Source organism: Halorussus marinus (genome assembly GCF_004521895.1).
Lineage (GTDB): Archaea > Halobacteriota > Halobacteria > Halobacteriales > Haladaptataceae > Halorussus > Halorussus marinus.
Genome location: NZ_SBIR01000002.1, coordinates 249,454 through 264,287, shown reverse-complemented (window position 1 = coordinate 264,287; position 14,834 = coordinate 249,454). Strand labels below are relative to the sequence as shown.

The 14,834-nt window shown below is 67.9% G+C and carries 18 protein-coding genes and 1 pseudogene; 7 read left to right on the top strand and 12 right to left on the bottom strand.

Going from position 1 to position 14,834, the window contains the following annotated elements:
- Window positions 1-20: 20 nt before the first annotated feature.
- Together ubaA and EPL04_RS03600 are read right to left on the bottom strand one after the other, a co-directional pair.
- Window positions 21-836, bottom strand: a complete 816-nt coding sequence (ubaA, locus tag EPL04_RS03605) for an SAMP-activating enzyme E1 (protein WP_134669495.1) — start codon at window positions 834-836, stop codon at window positions 21-23.
- An 84-nt stretch (window positions 837-920) separates the two neighbouring features.
- Window positions 921-1,511, bottom strand: a complete 591-nt coding sequence (locus EPL04_RS03600) for a 50S ribosomal protein L15e (RefSeq protein WP_134669493.1) — start codon at window positions 1,509-1,511, stop codon at window positions 921-923.
- 376 nt (window positions 1,512-1,887) lie between these two features.
- Here EPL04_RS03600 and EPL04_RS03595 point away from each other — a divergent pair, with 376 nt between their 5' ends.
- A complete protein-coding gene (locus tag EPL04_RS03595) occupies window positions 1,888-2,040 on the top strand; it encodes a DUF1328 family protein (RefSeq protein ID WP_134669491.1) in 153 nt (50 codons plus the stop codon).
- Here EPL04_RS03595 and EPL04_RS03590 read toward each other — a convergent pair.
- Complete coding sequence (locus EPL04_RS03590; RefSeq protein ID WP_134669489.1) at window positions 2,029-2,946, bottom strand: serine/threonine-protein kinase RIO2; 918 nt, start codon at window positions 2,944-2,946, stop codon at window positions 2,029-2,031. The two genes, EPL04_RS03595 and EPL04_RS03590, sit on opposite strands and share 12 nt — an antisense overlap.
- A gap of 267 nt (window positions 2,947-3,213) precedes the next feature.
- Between EPL04_RS03590 and EPL04_RS03585 the strand changes: the two genes are divergently transcribed.
- Window positions 3,214-4,050, top strand: a complete 837-nt coding sequence (locus tag EPL04_RS03585) for a lipoate--protein ligase family protein (protein WP_134669487.1) — start codon at window positions 3,214-3,216, stop codon at window positions 4,048-4,050.
- Here the strand turns inward: EPL04_RS03585 and EPL04_RS03580 are convergent.
- The gene (locus EPL04_RS03580) at window positions 4,047-4,580 is read right to left on the bottom strand and encodes a redoxin domain-containing protein (protein WP_134669485.1); all 534 of its coding nucleotides are present in this window, start codon (window positions 4,578-4,580) and stop codon (window positions 4,047-4,049) included. The genes EPL04_RS03585 and EPL04_RS03580 overlap by 4 nt on opposite strands.
- 119 nt (window positions 4,581-4,699) lie before the next feature.
- Here EPL04_RS03580 and EPL04_RS03575 point away from each other — a divergent pair, with 119 nt between their 5' ends.
- Entirely contained in the window at window positions 4,700-5,542 is an 843-nt protein-coding gene (locus EPL04_RS03575; protein WP_134669483.1) for a deoxyribonuclease IV, read from the top strand.
- A 72-nt stretch (window positions 5,543-5,614) separates the two neighbouring features.
- Window positions 5,615-5,794 (top strand): hypothetical protein, encoded by a 180-nt coding sequence (locus EPL04_RS03570; protein WP_134669481.1) that lies wholly within the window; start codon window positions 5,615-5,617, stop codon window positions 5,792-5,794.
- A gap of 2 nt (window positions 5,795-5,796) precedes the next feature.
- Here the strand turns inward: EPL04_RS03570 and EPL04_RS03565 are convergent, their stop codons facing one another.
- Both EPL04_RS03565 and EPL04_RS03560 read right to left on the bottom strand, forming a co-directional pair.
- Complete coding sequence (locus EPL04_RS03565) at window positions 5,797-6,132, bottom strand: AzlD domain-containing protein (protein ID WP_134669479.1); 336 nt, start codon at window positions 6,130-6,132, stop codon at window positions 5,797-5,799.
- Window positions 6,133-6,813 carry an AzlC family ABC transporter permease gene (locus tag EPL04_RS03560; RefSeq protein WP_244605528.1) on the bottom strand — a complete coding sequence of 227 codons (681 nt, stop codon included), beginning with the start codon at window positions 6,811-6,813 and terminating at the stop codon, window positions 6,133-6,135. It lies immediately after the preceding gene.
- Between the two features lie 195 nt (window positions 6,814-7,008).
- Here EPL04_RS03560 and EPL04_RS03555 point away from each other — a divergent pair, with 195 nt between their 5' ends.
- A complete protein-coding gene (locus EPL04_RS03555) occupies window positions 7,009-7,824 on the top strand; it encodes a class I SAM-dependent methyltransferase (RefSeq protein ID WP_134669477.1) in 816 nt (271 codons plus the stop codon).
- Between the two features lie 38 nt (window positions 7,825-7,862).
- Here EPL04_RS03555 and EPL04_RS03550 read toward each other — a convergent pair whose 3' ends face one another.
- The 3 genes from EPL04_RS03550 to EPL04_RS03540 all read right to left on the bottom strand — a co-directional run bounded on the left by EPL04_RS03550 (window position 7,863) and on the right by EPL04_RS03540 (window position 9,380).
- Complete coding sequence (locus tag EPL04_RS03550) at window positions 7,863-8,507, bottom strand: DUF7095 family protein (protein WP_134669475.1); 645 nt, start codon at window positions 8,505-8,507, stop codon at window positions 7,863-7,865.
- A 205-nt stretch (window positions 8,508-8,712) separates the two neighbouring features.
- Entirely contained in the window at window positions 8,713-9,030 is a 318-nt protein-coding gene (locus EPL04_RS03545; protein ID WP_134669473.1) for a DUF7521 family protein, read from the bottom strand.
- Window positions 9,027-9,380, bottom strand: a complete 354-nt coding sequence (locus tag EPL04_RS03540; protein ID WP_244605527.1) for an ArsR/SmtB family transcription factor — start codon at window positions 9,378-9,380, stop codon at window positions 9,027-9,029. Before EPL04_RS03540 ends, EPL04_RS03545 begins: the two co-directional genes overlap by 4 nt.
- 98 nt (window positions 9,381-9,478) lie before the next feature.
- Between EPL04_RS03540 and EPL04_RS03535 the strand changes: the two genes are divergently transcribed.
- Both EPL04_RS03535 and EPL04_RS03530 read left to right on the top strand, forming a co-directional pair.
- The gene (locus EPL04_RS03535) at window positions 9,479-9,670 is read left to right on the top strand and encodes a multidrug transporter (RefSeq protein WP_134669469.1); all 192 of its coding nucleotides are present in this window, start codon (window positions 9,479-9,481) and stop codon (window positions 9,668-9,670) included.
- Between the two features lie 127 nt (window positions 9,671-9,797).
- Window positions 9,798-10,838 (top strand): DHH family phosphoesterase, encoded by a 1,041-nt coding sequence (locus EPL04_RS03530; RefSeq protein WP_134669467.1) that lies wholly within the window; start codon window positions 9,798-9,800, stop codon window positions 10,836-10,838.
- Between the two features lie 97 nt (window positions 10,839-10,935).
- Here the strand turns inward: EPL04_RS03530 and EPL04_RS03525 are convergent, their stop codons facing one another.
- From EPL04_RS03525 to EPL04_RS03515, 3 genes and pseudogenes are all read right to left on the bottom strand, one after another.
- Complete coding sequence (locus EPL04_RS03525) at window positions 10,936-11,670, bottom strand: universal stress protein (protein WP_134669465.1); 735 nt, start codon at window positions 11,668-11,670, stop codon at window positions 10,936-10,938.
- Between the two features lie 2 nt (window positions 11,671-11,672).
- Window positions 11,673-13,098: pseudogene (locus tag EPL04_RS03520) on the bottom strand (APC family permease).
- A gap of 75 nt (window positions 13,099-13,173) precedes the next feature.
- The gene (locus EPL04_RS03515; protein ID WP_134669463.1) at window positions 13,174-14,709 is read right to left on the bottom strand and encodes a TrkH family potassium uptake protein; all 1,536 of its coding nucleotides are present in this window, start codon (window positions 14,707-14,709) and stop codon (window positions 13,174-13,176) included.
- Between the last annotated feature and the right edge of the window lie 125 nt (window positions 14,710-14,834).

Below are 14,834 nucleotides of genomic sequence, written 5' to 3'. Positions count from 1 at the left end.
CCGCGTGAAACGCCGACGCGTCAGTCCGCGTTCACCGGACACGACTCCTCGGCGTACGACACCTCCGCGACCGACTCGATGGGGTCGTCGCCACAGATCGGACAGTCTGGGTTCGGGCGGAACTGGACCTCCTCGAAGCTCATCTCCATCGCGTCGTAGAAGATCATCCGCCCGTCGAGGGGCTCGCCCGCGCCAAGCAGGCACTTGAGCGTCTCGGTGGCCTGAATGTTGCCGATCGTTCCCGGGAGCGCGCCGAGCACGCCGGTGGTCGCACAGTCGGCGACCATCCCCTCCGGGGGCGCTTCGGGGAACAGACACCGGTAGCACGGCCCCTCGGTGGTGAAGGTCGTGACCTGCCCCTCGAACTTGTAGATGGCGCCGTGGGAGAACGGCGTCCCCGAGAGCGTGCAGGCGTCGTTGACCAGATAGCGCGTCCGGAAGTTGTCGGTCGCGTCGACCACGAAGTCGTACTCCGCGATCAGATCCTCGACGTTGTCTGGCTCGACGCGGACCTCGTGGGTCTCGACGTCGACGTCGGGGTTGAGGTCGGCGACGAAGTCGGCCGCCGACTCGACCTTGGGCCGACCGACGTCGTCGTTGCCGTGGATGATCTGGCGCTGGAGGTTGCTCAGTTCCACCTCGTCGTCGTCGGCGACGCCGATCGTGCCCACGCCCGCGGCCGCGAGGTACTGGACGACCGGCGATCCGAGCCCGCCGGCGCCGACCACCAGCACGGCGGCGTCGAGCAGGGCCTGCTGGCCCTCCGGCCCCACCTCGTCCATGATGATGTGGCGCGAGTAGCGGTCGAGTTGCGTCGGATCGAGCGAGAGGCTCATGCCCGGTCGTTGGCGGTCTCGGGGTAAAAAGCCGCCGCTGGCCGGCGACCGAATCGCGGAAAACTGTGTTCGAACGTCCGGGGGCTACTTCGCGCGGCCCTGACCGCCGTTGTTGCTCGGGCGGTTGTGCTCGGTGCCCTTGCCCTTCTGCTGGAGGCCCCGGTTGCTCTTGCCCGCGCTGGTCAGCCCGCGGAAGGCCCGACCCTTGTGGTTGTCGTCGCAGATCCAGTTCAGCTCGTCGTCGCTCTGGATGGCGCCGTGCTCGGGGTCGATCATGATCACTTCGAACCACTTCTGACTGCCGTCTTCGCCGACCCAGTAGGAGTTGAGCACGCGCAGGTTGCGGTACTTCCGGCTCGAACGCTCCTCGGCGATGCGCTGGAGGTTCTTGCGCCGGTAGATCCGGTTGACGCCCTGGCGCTTCGACCGGCGGCCCGCGGTGAACCGCTCTTTGCGGGCCGAGCCCTTCCGGACGCTGACCCGAGCCAGCACGACGCCCTGTTTGGCCTTGTAGCCGAGTTCGCGGGCCTTGTCGAGGCGCGTCGGTCGCTCGATGCGCTCGATGGCGCCCTGCTCGCGCCACTCCTGCTTTCGCTGCCACTGCAGTTCGCCGAGATCCCCGTCGTTGGGGTTTTTCCACGCGTCCTTGATGTGCGAGTAGAAGCTCTTTGCCATGGTTATCACCACGGGCGTTGGTGGTTCAGCCCCGTCTCGCGGGCGACCCCGCTCGACGTCCCGAGGTGCAACGCACCCCGCAGGCCACATTCCGTCCCGCGGTCGCGACCGACCGGAAGCGGTCGGCGCGACGCGCAGGTGCCCGCTGGTGCCCGTCCGCCAGCGAGTTACTCGGGGTTCTCGTCGTTCGGATTTAAGGGCTTCGTCTTCCGTTGCAACCGTTCCCGACCGTCCCACGCACTAACGCCGGCTTATCGGAGACATACCCGGCTAATAACTAACGGTGGAGAGCGGGTACGTGCTGTCATGCAGGAACTCCAACTGCGCCGTCGGCGCACGGCCGTTCGATCGCCCTGCGGTTTCGGGGGTCGATAGCATGGCGGTCCTCGAACTCGCGATCGCGTTCTTCGTCCTCGCCATCATCGCCGGCGCGCTCGGCGCGGGCGGGATCGCGGGCCTGTCGATGGACGTCGCGAAGTGGCTGGTGATCGTGTTCCTCGTGTTGGCGGTGGTATCGCTAGTGTTCTGAGCCGTACTCGCGGACGGACTCGAACGACCCGTCCGCGAGGCCGGTCGCCAGCCCGGCGGCGTCGACCTCGTCGGGCACGATTCGGGGGTATTTCCGTCGGAAGTACCCGACAACGTTCTCGACGTCGCGTTCGAGCAGTTCGGCGGCGTTCTCGTGGTCGGTCGGGGTCGCCTGCGGCCAGTCGAAGATGGTGATGCCGCCCTCGTTGACGAAGACGTTGTACTCGCTCATGTCGGCGTGGACGTATCCCGCCGCGTAGGCGTCGCCCATCTCCGCGAGGATCAGATCGAGGACGGCGACGACCTGCTCGTCCTCTAGCTTCGTCCGAGAGAGTTCCACGCCGTCGATCTTCTCCATCACGATCGCGTGGCGGTTGTGGTCGACGGGCCGGGGGACCGCCACGTCGGGGTAGAGCGCCTCCAGCGCCTCGTACTCGCGCTCGGCCGCCTTCCGGGCGGTGTAGAGCCACGAGACGTGCTCGCGGTCGGCGGTGTAGTCGCGCTCTTTCATCACCTCCCGGAAGTTGGTGAACCCCTCGCGGTGGTACTTGAGCGCGAGGGGCTTGTACGACTGGACCTCGTAGACGTCGCTCTCTTTGCCGACCCCGAGGGGCGCGCCGAACCCCTCGACGCTCTCGCGCTCGGCGAAGGTGTGTAGCGCCAGCGCGTCGTACCCCTCGAACTTGAGCTTGTAGCCCTCGTACTGTATCGTCCGGCGCTCCAAGAGTTCGTGGTCGAGACACCGGTCGAGCCGGTAGTCGACCTCCTCGGCGGTGAGCCGCGAGAACTCCGGAATCTTCTCGCGAGCGACCCACTCCGAGAACCGCATCCCCTGCTCGACGCCCGACAGCAGGTGGAAGTCCTCGGGCTCCAACTCGGTCAGCATGCCCGCGACGTTCTGAACCATTAGTCGCGCCTACGCGTCGGGCGGGTAAAAGCCCCGCGCGTCCGCGCTCGACGGCCTATCGCGCGTCGTCGCCGTCCGGGTCGTCGGCCTCGGCCGGGCCGAACAGGCCGGCACAGACGTACGCCCACGCTCGGCTCCGACGCGTTCGGGGTTTTCGGGTCGACCTCATACTTGTTTAGGCGAGCCTAAAACACTTAGTCTTTTCTCGAAGCGGTCGGCCCGCCGGGGCTCCGCAATCCACTTGGTCCCCTCGCGCGAACCCCCGGTATGGCGCTGTCCGACCGCGAGTGGCGGCTGATCCCCGAGGAGTCCCGGCGCGGCCCGACGAACATGGCGCTCGACGAGGTCGCCGCCGAGACGGCGGCCGCCGGCGGCCCCCGGACGGTCCGGGTGTACCGGTGGGAGCCGAGCACCCTCTCGCTTGGCTACCGGCAGGACCCCGACACGGTGGCGTGGGAGTTCTGCGATCGGGAGGGGATCACCGTCACCCGGCGCCCGACCGGCGGTGGCGGCATCTATCACGACGAGTACGCCGACATCTCCTACACCATCGTCGCGCCCGCCGACGAGCTTCCGGGCGATCTGATGGAGACCTACGAGCTCCTCTGCGAGCCGATCTTCGACGCCTTCGAACGCCTCGGGGTGGACGCCGAGTTCACCGACGAGAAGCTCCCCGAGATCCACCAGCCCGCCTGCTACCTCCGGGAGCTCCACCCCGCTCACGACGTGGTCGCGGGCGGTTCGACAGACCGCGCCGACGGCCACGCTCGCAAGATCTCGGGCAACGCCCAGTACCGCCGGAAGGACGCGGTCATCCAGCACGGCTCGCTCAAGTTCGACGTCGACGCCGAGCGCCACCTCGCGACGTTCGCCGACCCGGCGACGACGCCCGTCGAGTTCCGCGAGCGCGTGACGTCGATACGCGAACAGGCGGGCGTCGCCCGCGAGGACGCCGTCGAGGCCGTCGAAGACGCCCTCAGAGAGTGGGCCGATGCCGAGGCCGGTTCGTGGACCGACGACGAACTCGATCGCGCACGCGACCGCGCGACGGCCAAGTTCGAGAGCGAGGCGTGGGTCCGGGACCGCGAGGACCCTCTCGATTAGAAGCCGAACGTCTCGGGCCCCTCGCCGCCGAACTCCTCGGCGATGATCTCGTGGATCTCGGAGATCGGCGGCTGGTCGCGGGTCGGGTCGAGCGGATGCTCGCCCACCCACTTGTACCGGACCACCCCGTCGCTGTCCAGGAGGAAACACGACCGCCGCGATCTGGTCGCGATCTTGAACGTCCGGTAGGTCACCCCGAAGGCGTCGGAGATCGCGAGGTCGCAGTCGGCGTACAGCGGGAAGCTCAGATCGAGGTAGTCGATGAACTTCTCGTGGGTGTAGGCCCGGGACTTGCTGACGCCGACGACCTGCACGTCGTCGTTGCTGGTGAACCAGTCGTAGTCGCGGAACGCACACCACTCCTCGATGCAGTCGGGGCTGAAGTCGTTGGTGTAGAAGCTGAGCAACACCGGCTTGTCGTTCCAGAGGTCGGCCAACGGGGTCTCGGTGGCCTCCCCGTCCGGTCCGACGAGCGGCGCCGAGACGTTGGGTGCGCGTTCGCCCGTCGCCAGCCCTTGGGAGTCGCTCATAGTCGCTCCTCCCGTCGCCCCGACTTAAAAATTCCTTCTGAGGCCGCGCCGCCCCGTCCCCGAGCGCCGGCCTCACCGGTTCCGAAGCCACTAAAGGGACGCCTTCCCTCCGAACGCACATGAAAGTCGGCGCGCACGAATCCATCGCGGGCGGCGTCTACAACGCCGTCGACGCCCAGATCGAGGACGGCGGCAACTGCGGCCAGATCTTCACCCACTCCCCGCAGGTCTGGCAGGACCCCAACATCGGCGACGAGGAGGCCGAGCGGTTCCGCGAGCTCTCGGCCGACCACGACGTCGGACCGTGGGTCATCCACTCGTCGTACCTCGTGAACCTCTGTACCCCGAAAGACGACCTCCGGTCGAAGTCGATCGACAGCATGCAAAAGGAGGTCGACGCCGCCGCCACACTCGACATCCCGTTCGTGAACGTCCACCTCGGCGCCCACACCGGCGCGGGGGTCGACGCCGGCCTCGACAACGCCGCCAGCGCGCTCGACGAACTCGACGTTCCGGAGGGCGTGACCGTCCTCGTCGAGAGCGACGCCGGTTCGGGCACCAAACTCGGGGGCGACTTCGAGCACCTCGCGGCGGTGCTCGATCGCACCGACCAGGACCTCGACGTCTGTCTCGACACCGCCCACGCGTTCGCGGCCGGCTACGACCTCTCGACCCCCGAGGCGGTCGAGGAGACGCTGGCGGTGTTCGACGACGTGGTCGGGCTCGACCACCTGCAGTGTGTTCACCTCAACGACTCCAAACACGAGTGTGGCACCAACAAAGACGAGCACGCCCACATCGGCGAGGGGCTCATCGGCGAGGCGGGCATGGACGCGTTCGTCAACCACCCAGCGATCGAGGACGTGCCGCTGGTGCTCGAAACGCCCCACGAGGACGGCCGGGGCTTCGCGTGGAACATCGAGCGAGTCAAGGAACTGCGCGCGGCCAGCCCCGCCGAGTGAGCGCCGACCCGACGCGTCGACTCGCTACCGTTCGTCCTAACTGTTTTACACGTACGCGGTGAACGCCCGATCATGCGCTCGACTTCCACGGCGACCCGAGCGATCGGGGTGGCCATGTTCGTCCTCGCGCTCGTCGGCTACGTCGCGTTCGGCTGGCGGTTCGGCGACGGCGTCGACAGTCCGATCGCGCTCGGTCTCGCGCTCGTCGCCGTCGCTGTCGCGGTTGGCGCCACGCTCCGCGATCGGCTCTGAGACTACAGCGCCGACAGCGCCCACAGCGCGACCATCCCGGACCCGAGCGTCGCCGCGATGTCCTCCGTGCGCCACGCGACCGCGGCCGCGAGCGCGCCGGCCGCCACCCGCGGGTTCGCGACCGAGACGCCCGCCGACCCCTCGGCGAGAAAGAGGTCCGGCGCAACTAACGCCGCCAGCACCGCCGCGGGGACGAACCGGAGCGCCCGCTCGACCCCTTCGGGCACGTCGTCGAGGCGCCCGAACAGCGCGATGAACGAGAACCGGTAGGCGAACGTCCCGACCCCGCCGGCGACGATGATCACCCAGAGAGTCACGGCGCCGTAGTCGGTCGCCATCTACGCCACCTCCTCGACCAGCAGGCCGGCCCCGATTCCCACCACCGCCGCGACGATCAGCCCGAGGTTGAACGGGAGCCCGTTGGCTGTCACCGCGACCGACCCGCCGACGAGCGCGGCGGCCCCGGTCGCTCGGTCGGTGACCGCGGGGACGAGCACCGCGAGAAAGACCAGCGGCACCGCGAACTCGAGGCGCCAGCCGTCGGGAACGCTCGCGCCGAGCGCGATGCCCGCGACGGTCGCGACCTGCCAAGTCACCCACAGCGACGCCGCCACGCCCAGATAGTACCACCGCCGGGCGGTCTCGCCGTCGCTCTCGAACTCCAGCAGCGAGACCGCGTACGCCTGATCTGTGAGCAGGTACGCCACCAGCGCCTTCCAGCGCCCGGGCTGGTCCCGGAAGTAGGGCGCGATCGAGGCGCTGTACATCACCATCCGGACGTTGATGACGAGGACGGTGACCACGACCACGACCGCGGGCGCGTTCCGTCCGATGAGCTCGGCGGCCGCGAGCTGGGACGCCCCCGCGAAGATGACGACCGACATCGCGAGCGCCTCGACGGTCGGTACGCCGGCGCCGACGGCCGCGACGCCGGCGACCATCCCGAACGGGGCGATGCCCAGCAGGATCGGCAGCGAGACTCGAACGCCGGAGACGAAGTCCGCACGAGGAGACGACACTGTCTCCGAGTAGGTCCGCCGGTCGCCATCAAGGTTGGCGTCGCGGCGAAGTTCCGGGCCGGCGCCCGACCGAGACCCCGCGTTCGAGTCCCGAGCGCTCGCGGGCGTCGCCGGATTTCATCGACCGAGATACGGTTTATCGCCGGCTCGAACCGCCCGACTTTTCCGGGACCGGGCCGTAGCGGGCCCAGAACCGTGCGAGAGTTCTCCGCCGACTACCTTCGGGACACCCGCCGGGGCATGTGGGACGACCGGGAGGCGCTTTCGGACCTCGAACTCGGGTCCCGCGAGCGAATCCTCGACGTCGGCTGTGGCACCGGCGAACTCGCCCGCGTGCTCGCCGAGGAGTCGCCCGGCGAGGTGGTCGGCTGTGACGCCGACCGCGACCTGCTGGCGGTCGCCGCCGGCCGGGACGACACCGACCAGCCCGGAGTCCCGGTCGTCGCCGGCGACGCCCTCCGACTCCCGTTGTGCGAGGACGCGGTCGATCTGGCGGTGTGTCAGGCGCTACTCATCAACCTCCCCGAACCGGCCCACGCGGTCCGGGAGTTCCGGCGAGTCTCCTCGGACCTCGTGGCCGCGATCGAGCCCGACAACTCCGCGGTGTCGGTCGAATCGACCGTCGAGCGAGAGAGCGACCTCTCGGCGCGCGCCCGCCGGGCGTACCTGTCGGGCGTCGAGACCGACGTGACGCTCGGAGGCGAGGGGACCCGCGAGGCGTTCCGCGAGGTCGGGCTCTCGGACGTCCGCACCCGGCGGTACGTCCACGCGCGCACGACCGAACCCCCGTACGCCGAGCGCGACCTCCGGTCGGCCCGCCGGAAGGCCTCGGGCGCGGGGCTGGCCGACGACCGGGCGACCCTACTCGACGGGGACCTCTCGGCCGGCGAGTACGACGACCTCCGGACCGACTGGCGCGAGATGGGACGGACCGTCATCGAACAGATGCGGGCGGGCGAGTACCGCCGCGCCGAGGTCGTCCCCTTCTACGTGACCGTCGGATCGGTCTGACGGACGTGAGCGTTCGGAGACGTCGCGACGGTCCCTCGCTACACCACGTCGCCTCGGACCGTCGCGCCCTCTTGGCGTTTCCGGTAGGACTCGACCGCCTCGGCGGCCGTGTCGGTTCGGTCGGCGTCCATCCCGAGCATCTCCAGCGCGTCGGGCAGGGTCGGGAACGCGAGTTCGCTCTCGCGGAGCTTCCCGAGGGCCTCGTCGCTGCGTTCGCCGTCGACCCACAGACAGACGCCCCGCGGATCGAGGATCTGCTCGTAGGCTTCCCGGGCGATCGCTCCCCTGAGCCGCTGGGTCACGTTGTCCTCGAAGCTGGAATTGCAGACTTCGAGGTGGACCGGCTCGTCGTCGGGTAGCAGGTGGGCGGCCAGACACTTCTCGGGCGCCGCGTGGCCGCTGTCGTTGGCGCGGATGTGCTCGGAGTGGTCGTCGGCCCACTCGGCCCGGACGGTCTTGCCGACGCCTTCGACTCCGTGCGAGCGCCGGAACTCCGACTCGCGGTCGGCGTCGCCGTCGAGCAGGATGTCTTTGGTGACGTACACGTCGAGGCGCTCGACCGGGTCCAGCCCCAGCGCGACGTCGCCGTACACCCACAGCTCTCGAACCGGGACCGGCATCGTCTCGGTCTCGACCGTCCGCAGAATCTCCTCGACGCGCTCGATAGCGTCGTCTCTGTCCATTAGCGGACCCTACGCGCTTACGGGCCAAAACGGTGACGCGTCGGTTCGTCACTCTCGATAAACCAGATTCAGATATACAGAATCGCGCTCTCGGCGTTCGGCCGAGCGACTCTGCGTCCGTTGTGACGGCACAGATGCTCCCAACTCGCGGACAGAGAGGGCCACGACGTCGAAGACTGCGTAACCCGCGTTCCCGAGTGGACGGCTACGACGTGCGTTGGACGTACGGCATCCGTAACCCGTACAGAATGGAGAGAAGGCCGACGATCCGACTGATCTCTCCCAGCATCCCGTACACGAACGGCCCGACGAGCGGGACGAGATACGGCCCGAGGACGAGGAACACCGGCGTCCAGAAGACGAGGAAGAAACCGACGGCGACGAAAAACATCGGTCGGTGTCGGCTCTGCCAGTAGCCACGTAGCGCGAGATAGCCGACTGCGAGTCCCAGAACCGTCGAGATAGCCGTGAGTACGAACGCGATCTGTGATTGTATCGCGGGGCTGGGCTGAAACGGACTCATCGATCACGCACCTCGGTAACGAACTGTCTAAAGCGCGCGGCCATGCGCTGACGGAGAGAGAGATCGAACTCGAACCCGTCCGCGGTCAGCTTGATCGTGACCTGATCGAGCGTCGCGGTGTATACCTTGTGGTGGTGGCCGTCGTCGTCCAGCGCGACGGCTTCGGTGACCAGCTCGTACTCCTGTAGTCTCTCTAGTCGCCGATACACGGTTTGAGGTGACACGTCACAGGCGTCGCTCAGTTCGTTCGCGGACATTGGTTGCTCAGTCGTTTCGACGAGGATTCGCTGGGTGATGTCGTCGGCCAGCAGTCCGCTGATCTCGCGTACGTCTTCATTCACTCGTTCCATGCACACTTCTCCACCCGGTCTGATCAGGGCGAACCCACAGTTCCAGCTCTTGGAGTCGTGCGAGGACGGTTTATATTGTAGGATAGTAATCATTTCGTATGTTGCCAGCGCGCGATACCTCAAGCATCGGTACGCTCGTCGGACTCGTCGTCGCCGTGATCGCCATCGGTGGCTCCGTTCTCTTCGGCTGGGAGTGGGGTTCGTTCCTGCGTCAGCCGGTGCCGCTGGCGATCGGAGTAATCGCGGCTATCGTCGCGGTAGCCGTTACGCTCGGACTGGGACGTGACTGAGCGGTCGCGACGTTCTCGCTGGGCTTCATGGAGTCTCTCACGGGGAGTTCCGACCCCGCCGACTGCGTTTGGCCCCGACCTACGGACGCCTGTATCCCTATTCGTCCGGGGCCCGAACGTCACAGTGATGAGTAACGCAGCGTCGCTTCGGGAACTGCTCGCCGAGGGCGAAGAGCTCACGATCGTCTGTCACAACAACCCGGATCCGGACTGCCTCGCGAGCGCGCTCGCGCTGGGGCGGATCGCGGCCGCCGCCGGCATCGAGGACCACCACATCCTGTACAGCGGCGAGATCTCCCACCAGCAGAACCGGGCGTTCGTCAATCTCCTCGACATTGATCTCCGACCGTTCGACGCCGACGCGGTTCGGGACCGCCCCGACGAGTCGCTGCTCGCGTTCGTCGACCACGCGGTCCCCGGCGCGAACAACCGCGTGCCGGAGGGAACCCCGATCGATATCGTGATCGACCACCACCCCGCGGAGGGAATCGAGGCCCGATTCGTCGACCACCGCGAGGCCATCGGCGCGACCGCCACGATACTCACCGAGTACGTCCGGGCGCTCGAACTCGATCTCGATCCCACGCTCGCGACGGCGCTCATGTTCGCGATCCGCCGGGAGACGCTCGGGTTCCTCCGCGGGGTGACCGCCGAGGAGTACGAGGCGGCCAAGTATCTCCACGGCCACGCGGATCGGGACCTCCTCAAGCAACTCTCCTCGCCGTCGGTCAGCGGCGCGACCGTGGACGCGATCGCGACCGCCATCGAGAACCGGGAGATCAGGGGCGCGGTGCTCATCTCCCACGTCGGTCGGACGTCCGAACGCGACGCGTTACCACAGGCCGCCGACTATCTCGCGTCGCTGGAGGGCGTCGAGACGGCCGTCGTCTTCGGTATCATCGACGAGTCGATTCAGCTCAGCGCCCGGTCGACGGACTCGCGCGTCCACATCGGCAACGCGCTCCACGCCGCGTTCGCGGACGTCGGGAGCGCCGGCGGTCACCGGGAGATGGCGGGCGGCGAGATCCCGCTCGGGATCTTCGCCGACGCCGACCTCGACGGCCCGGACCTGCTCGTGATCGTCGAGCAGATCGTCACCGCTCGTCTCGTCGAGGAACTCCAGCTCTCCGAGCAGTCCGACGATCGACCGGCGCCGCCCGCGGAGTGAGACGGCCGGCGTCTCGAAGAGTCGTGTGCCGCCCGCGGGCGAGCACGCCGGGGCATGTCGACCGACGCTTTCGGGCCGTCCGGGCCGCCTCGGCGGATCACTCCTCGGTCGCGCTCGACGCGGGCTCGCGCTGAACGACGAGCACGGGACCGAGAAACCGGTCTGCGACCTGATCGGCCGGCATCCCGAACACGAACGTCGTCAGGGACGGGTCGGTCTCGCCCATGACGACGGCGTCGAACTCGTCGGCCGCCTCGACGATCGCGTCGAGCGCGTCTCGGTCGCGCTCGACGCGGGTCTCGATCGCCGACGGCTCCACCCCGAGTTCTTCGAGTCGTTCGTCGAGGCCCTCGAGTAGCGTCTCGACGTCGCCGTCAGACTCGTCGGTCTCGGCGACGTGATACAGCGTCACCGAGACGTCGGTCTCGGCGAACACGCCCGCGACGACCCGGGCGAGCCGATCGATCCCGACGGTCCCGCGGACGGCGACCAGCACGTCCTCGACCGATCGGGTCGCGTTCGGGACGAGGACGGCCATGCAGTCGTGCTCGGCGATCGTCCGGTCGATCGTCTTCTGCCCGTCGTGGGTGAACACGAGTCGGCGCTCGACGGTCGCACCGACCTCCTCGAACATCGACGCGTAGTCGTCGAGGCGCTCGTTCGCACGCTCTTCGAACTGCATCTGGGCCTGCCCCGTCGCGGTCTGTTCGGGGATGACGTGATAGCCAAGCAGGACGACGTGGGCGTCCGCGAGCAGTTCGGGAACGCCCTCCGGAACCGATTCTCCTTCGAGCACGCGGATCGGGACGAGTACCGACGGTCTGTCTGTCATTGTCAGATGTCTCCTTTGAGGTCGATGTCGCCGGCGTAGTATCGGTACCAGAGGTAGGACCCGGCCATGACCACGATACCGACGCCGATCGACGCGGGTTGCATGAACGCGATCAGTCCGAAGCTCGCGAGCGCGCCGGCGGCCGGGACCACCGGGTAGCCCGGAACGCGGTAGCTCGGGGCGTACCACGGCGGATCTCGCCGACGCAACACGATCAGAGCGACGCACATCAGGCCGTACATGATCAGGTGGAGAAACGAGGCGACCTCCGCGAGCAGTTCGACCTGCCCGGTCGCGACGAGGACCAGTATCGGTCCGCCGGCGGAGAGCAACGCGACGTGTGGCGTGCCGTACCGGAGGTTGACCTCGCTCGCCTTTCGGGGAAGTAAGGCGTCGCGGCTCAGCGCGTACACCGCCCGCGAGGCGCTGAGGATCGACGCGTTCGCGCTCGAAAACGTCGCCAACAGCCCGGCGCCGAGGATCGCGATCGCGCCGGGGACCCCGAGGAACTCCCGGGCGACCTCGACCATCGCGGTCTCGCCGAACTGGCCCAGTCGCTCCGCGCCGAACGCGCTGGTCGCGACGAAGATCGTCACGACGTAGAAGACCGTGACGACGACGACGGACCCGACCATCGCCAGCGGGAGATTTCGTCCCGGCCGTTTGATCTCGCCCGCGACGGTCGCGACCTGCGCGAACCCCAGATACGACGTGAACACCAGCGCCGCGGTCGTCAGCACCGGGAAGTACCCCCTCGCGAAAAACGCCTCCGGGACGCTCTCGCCGCCGAAGACGCCCACCGCGTCGAGCACGCCGTACGAGAGAAAGGCCGTCAGCACGACGAGCAAGATTCCCACCACGGCGTTCTGGAGGCTGGCCGTGTTCTCGGTTCCGCCGATGCTCAGCGCGGTCAGGCCCGCTCCGAACAGCAGCCCGATCCCGATGACCGGGCTGACCGGGAGCGCGACGCCCAGTTCGGCGAACACCGCGCTCGCGTAGTGGCCCAGTCCGACGAGGTAGAACGCGGAGGCGAACATCAGCCCCAGCCACAGCCCGAGGCCGACGATCGCGCCGTACGCCGTCCCCATCCCCCGCGAGATGAAGTAGTAGCCCCCGCCGCTTCGGGGCATCGCGGTGGCGAGCTCCGAGGTCGGGAGCGCCACCAGCCGCGATCACGCCGCCGATGGCGAACGAGAGCGTGGCCGCGAGCCCGGCGTTCGCGGCCGCCAGCCCGGGGAACACGAAGATCCCCGCGCCGATCATCGTGCCGATCCCGATCGCCAACCCGCCGACGAGCCCGATCGTCCGTTCGAGTTCGACGTCGTCGTGGACGGTCGTATCGTCGGTGACCGCCTTCGGCTCCGTTGCGGGGGCCTCGCCGGCGACGTTCCGGCCCGCGGGTTCGACGTCGGCACGCTCGTCAGCCATACGTACACAGTTGTTTCAGCCGGCGGATAAAACCGCCGGCGGTCGGGCTCCCGAGACCGCCGGCCCGGCGCGTCCTCACTTCTTCCAGAACGCGCCGGTGAACATCACGAAGACGGGGATGATCTCGAGCCGGCCGATCCACATCAGAAACACCATCAGCAGTTTGCTCGTCGCCGGGAAGTCGAGGTAGCTCCCGAACGGTCCCAGAAACCCGAACCCGGGGCCGATGTTGCCGATCGTCGCCAGGCTCGCGCTGACCGCCTCGAGGACGGACAGTTCGAGGCCGACCCGACTCGCGTCGAACAGCAACAGCACCGTCGCGACCCCGAAGGTCAACAGATACAGCAGGGTGAACCCGTAAATGGCGGTGATGGCGTCCTCGTCGATGACGTGGCCGCCGAGACGGACGGGTCTGACCGAACTCGGATGGGCCGTCGTGAACAGCTGGCGCCGGATCGCCTTGAGGACGACGAGCCATCGGACGACTTTGACGCCGCCGCCGGTCGATCCGGCCGAGCCGCCGATGAACATCGCGAACAACAGCAGGCCCTGCGCGGTCGTCCCCCACTGTGCGAAGTCGCTGGTCGCGTACCCCGTCGAGTTCAGGAGCGAGGCGACCTGAAACGTCGCTTGCCGAAGCGAGTTCTCGACGACGCCTTCGGTGAGGCCGCCGAGCTCCAGCGGCGGCGCCGAGCCGGTGAAGAGCAGTCCCCAGAGCAGGACCGCCACGCCGGCGTTCGCGCCCAGATAGGCCTGTAGCTCGCGGTCGTGGAGGAACTCGCCGTAGTCGTCCTGCAACAGGAAGTAAAACAGCGCGAAGTTCATCCCCGCGATCAGCATGAAGGGGATGACGACCCACTGGACCGCCGGCGAGAACGCCGCGATGCTTTCGGCCTGCGGGGAGAACCCGCCGGTCGGTAGCGTCGTGAACCCGTGGGCGACCGCGTTGTACGCGTCCATGTTCGGCGCCAGCCCCGCGTAGTGGAGTCCGAGCAGTATCGCGACGTACAGCACGGTGAACCCGAGGTAGAACAGCCAGAGCAGTCGCGCGGTCTCGGCGATCTTCGGCGTCAGCTTCTGTAGCTCCGGGCCGGGCGCCTCCGAGGCGATCAGCTGGGCGCCGTTGACCGCGACCTCCGGGAGGATGGCGACCATCAGCACGATGATCCCCATGCCGCCGAGCCACTGGCTGAGCTGGCGCCACATCAAAAGCGCGTGGGAGTGGCGCTCGAAGGAGATCTCGGCCGTCACGGTCGCTCCGGTCGTCGTGAACCCGGACATCGACTCGAACAAGGCGTTGATCGGGTGGCCGAGCGCCGATTCGGTGCCGTACCCCGCGATGACGTACGGGATGGCCCCGATGACCGCGACCGCGCCCCACGAGAGGGCCACGAGCAAGAGCGCCTCGCGGGGTCCGAGATCCGGGTCGTCGCTGAGCCGCTCGAGTGCGACGCCGCTGGCGACCGTGAGGCTGATCGAGGCGAGGAAGGTGAGTACGTCTTCCTGGTAGAGGAGGCTTATCCCCAGCGGGACGAGCATGGCGACGGCGAGGTACTTGATCACCGTGCCAGTGAAAGCGACGCTCTGTCGCCAATCGACTCGAACTGACATCACCGATCACCGTACATTGGGCGACTCTCTCGCGGCGAGGAGGAAAAACGTCCCGCTGTCGTTCCGACGGACGGATCGGACGCGTCCGGGTTCGAACCCCCCGAAAACGCGGAGTCTGGGTCGGA

Excerpts from the sequence above, each read along its gene's own strand:
- EPL04_RS03580 (WP_134669485.1), bottom strand. The coding sequence starts at position 4,580 with ATGAGCGACTCCCAAGGGCTGGCGACGGGCGAACGCGCACCCAACGTC.
- EPL04_RS03570 (WP_134669481.1), top strand. The coding sequence starts at position 5,615 with ATGCGCTCGACTTCCACGGCGACCCGAGCGATCGGGGTGGCCATGTTC.
- EPL04_RS03530 (WP_134669467.1), top strand. The coding sequence starts at position 9,798 with ATGAGTAACGCAGCGTCGCTTCGGGAACTGCTCGCCGAGGGCGAAGAG.
- EPL04_RS03600 (WP_134669493.1), bottom strand. The coding sequence starts at position 1,511 with ATGGCAAAGAGCTTCTACTCGCACATCAAGGACGCGTGGAAAAACCCC.
- EPL04_RS03585 (WP_134669487.1), top strand. The coding sequence starts at position 3,214 with ATGGCGCTGTCCGACCGCGAGTGGCGGCTGATCCCCGAGGAGTCCCGG.
- EPL04_RS03565 (WP_134669479.1), bottom strand. The coding sequence starts at position 6,132 with ATGGCGACCGACTACGGCGCCGTGACTCTCTGGGTGATCATCGTCGCC.
- EPL04_RS03550 (WP_134669475.1), bottom strand. The coding sequence starts at position 8,507 with ATGGACAGAGACGACGCTATCGAGCGCGTCGAGGAGATTCTGCGGACG.
- EPL04_RS03590 (WP_134669489.1), bottom strand. The coding sequence starts at position 2,946 with ATGGTTCAGAACGTCGCGGGCATGCTGACCGAGTTGGAGCCCGAGGAC.
- EPL04_RS03595 (WP_134669491.1), top strand. The coding sequence starts at position 1,888 with ATGGCGGTCCTCGAACTCGCGATCGCGTTCTTCGTCCTCGCCATCATC.
- EPL04_RS03540 (WP_244605527.1), bottom strand. The coding sequence starts at position 9,380 with ATGGAACGAGTGAATGAAGACGTACGCGAGATCAGCGGACTGCTGGCC.
- ubaA (WP_134669495.1), bottom strand. The coding sequence starts at position 836 with ATGAGCCTCTCGCTCGATCCGACGCAACTCGACCGCTACTCGCGCCAC.
- EPL04_RS03535 (WP_134669469.1), top strand. The coding sequence starts at position 9,479 with ATGTTGCCAGCGCGCGATACCTCAAGCATCGGTACGCTCGTCGGACTC.
- EPL04_RS03575 (WP_134669483.1), top strand. The coding sequence starts at position 4,700 with ATGAAAGTCGGCGCGCACGAATCCATCGCGGGCGGCGTCTACAACGCC.
- EPL04_RS03525 (WP_134669465.1), bottom strand. The coding sequence starts at position 11,670 with ATGACAGACAGACCGTCGGTACTCGTCCCGATCCGCGTGCTCGAAGGA.
- EPL04_RS03545 (WP_134669473.1), bottom strand. The coding sequence starts at position 9,030 with ATGAGTCCGTTTCAGCCCAGCCCCGCGATACAATCACAGATCGCGTTC.
- EPL04_RS03515 (WP_134669463.1), bottom strand. The coding sequence starts at position 14,709 with ATGTCAGTTCGAGTCGATTGGCGACAGAGCGTCGCTTTCACTGGCACG.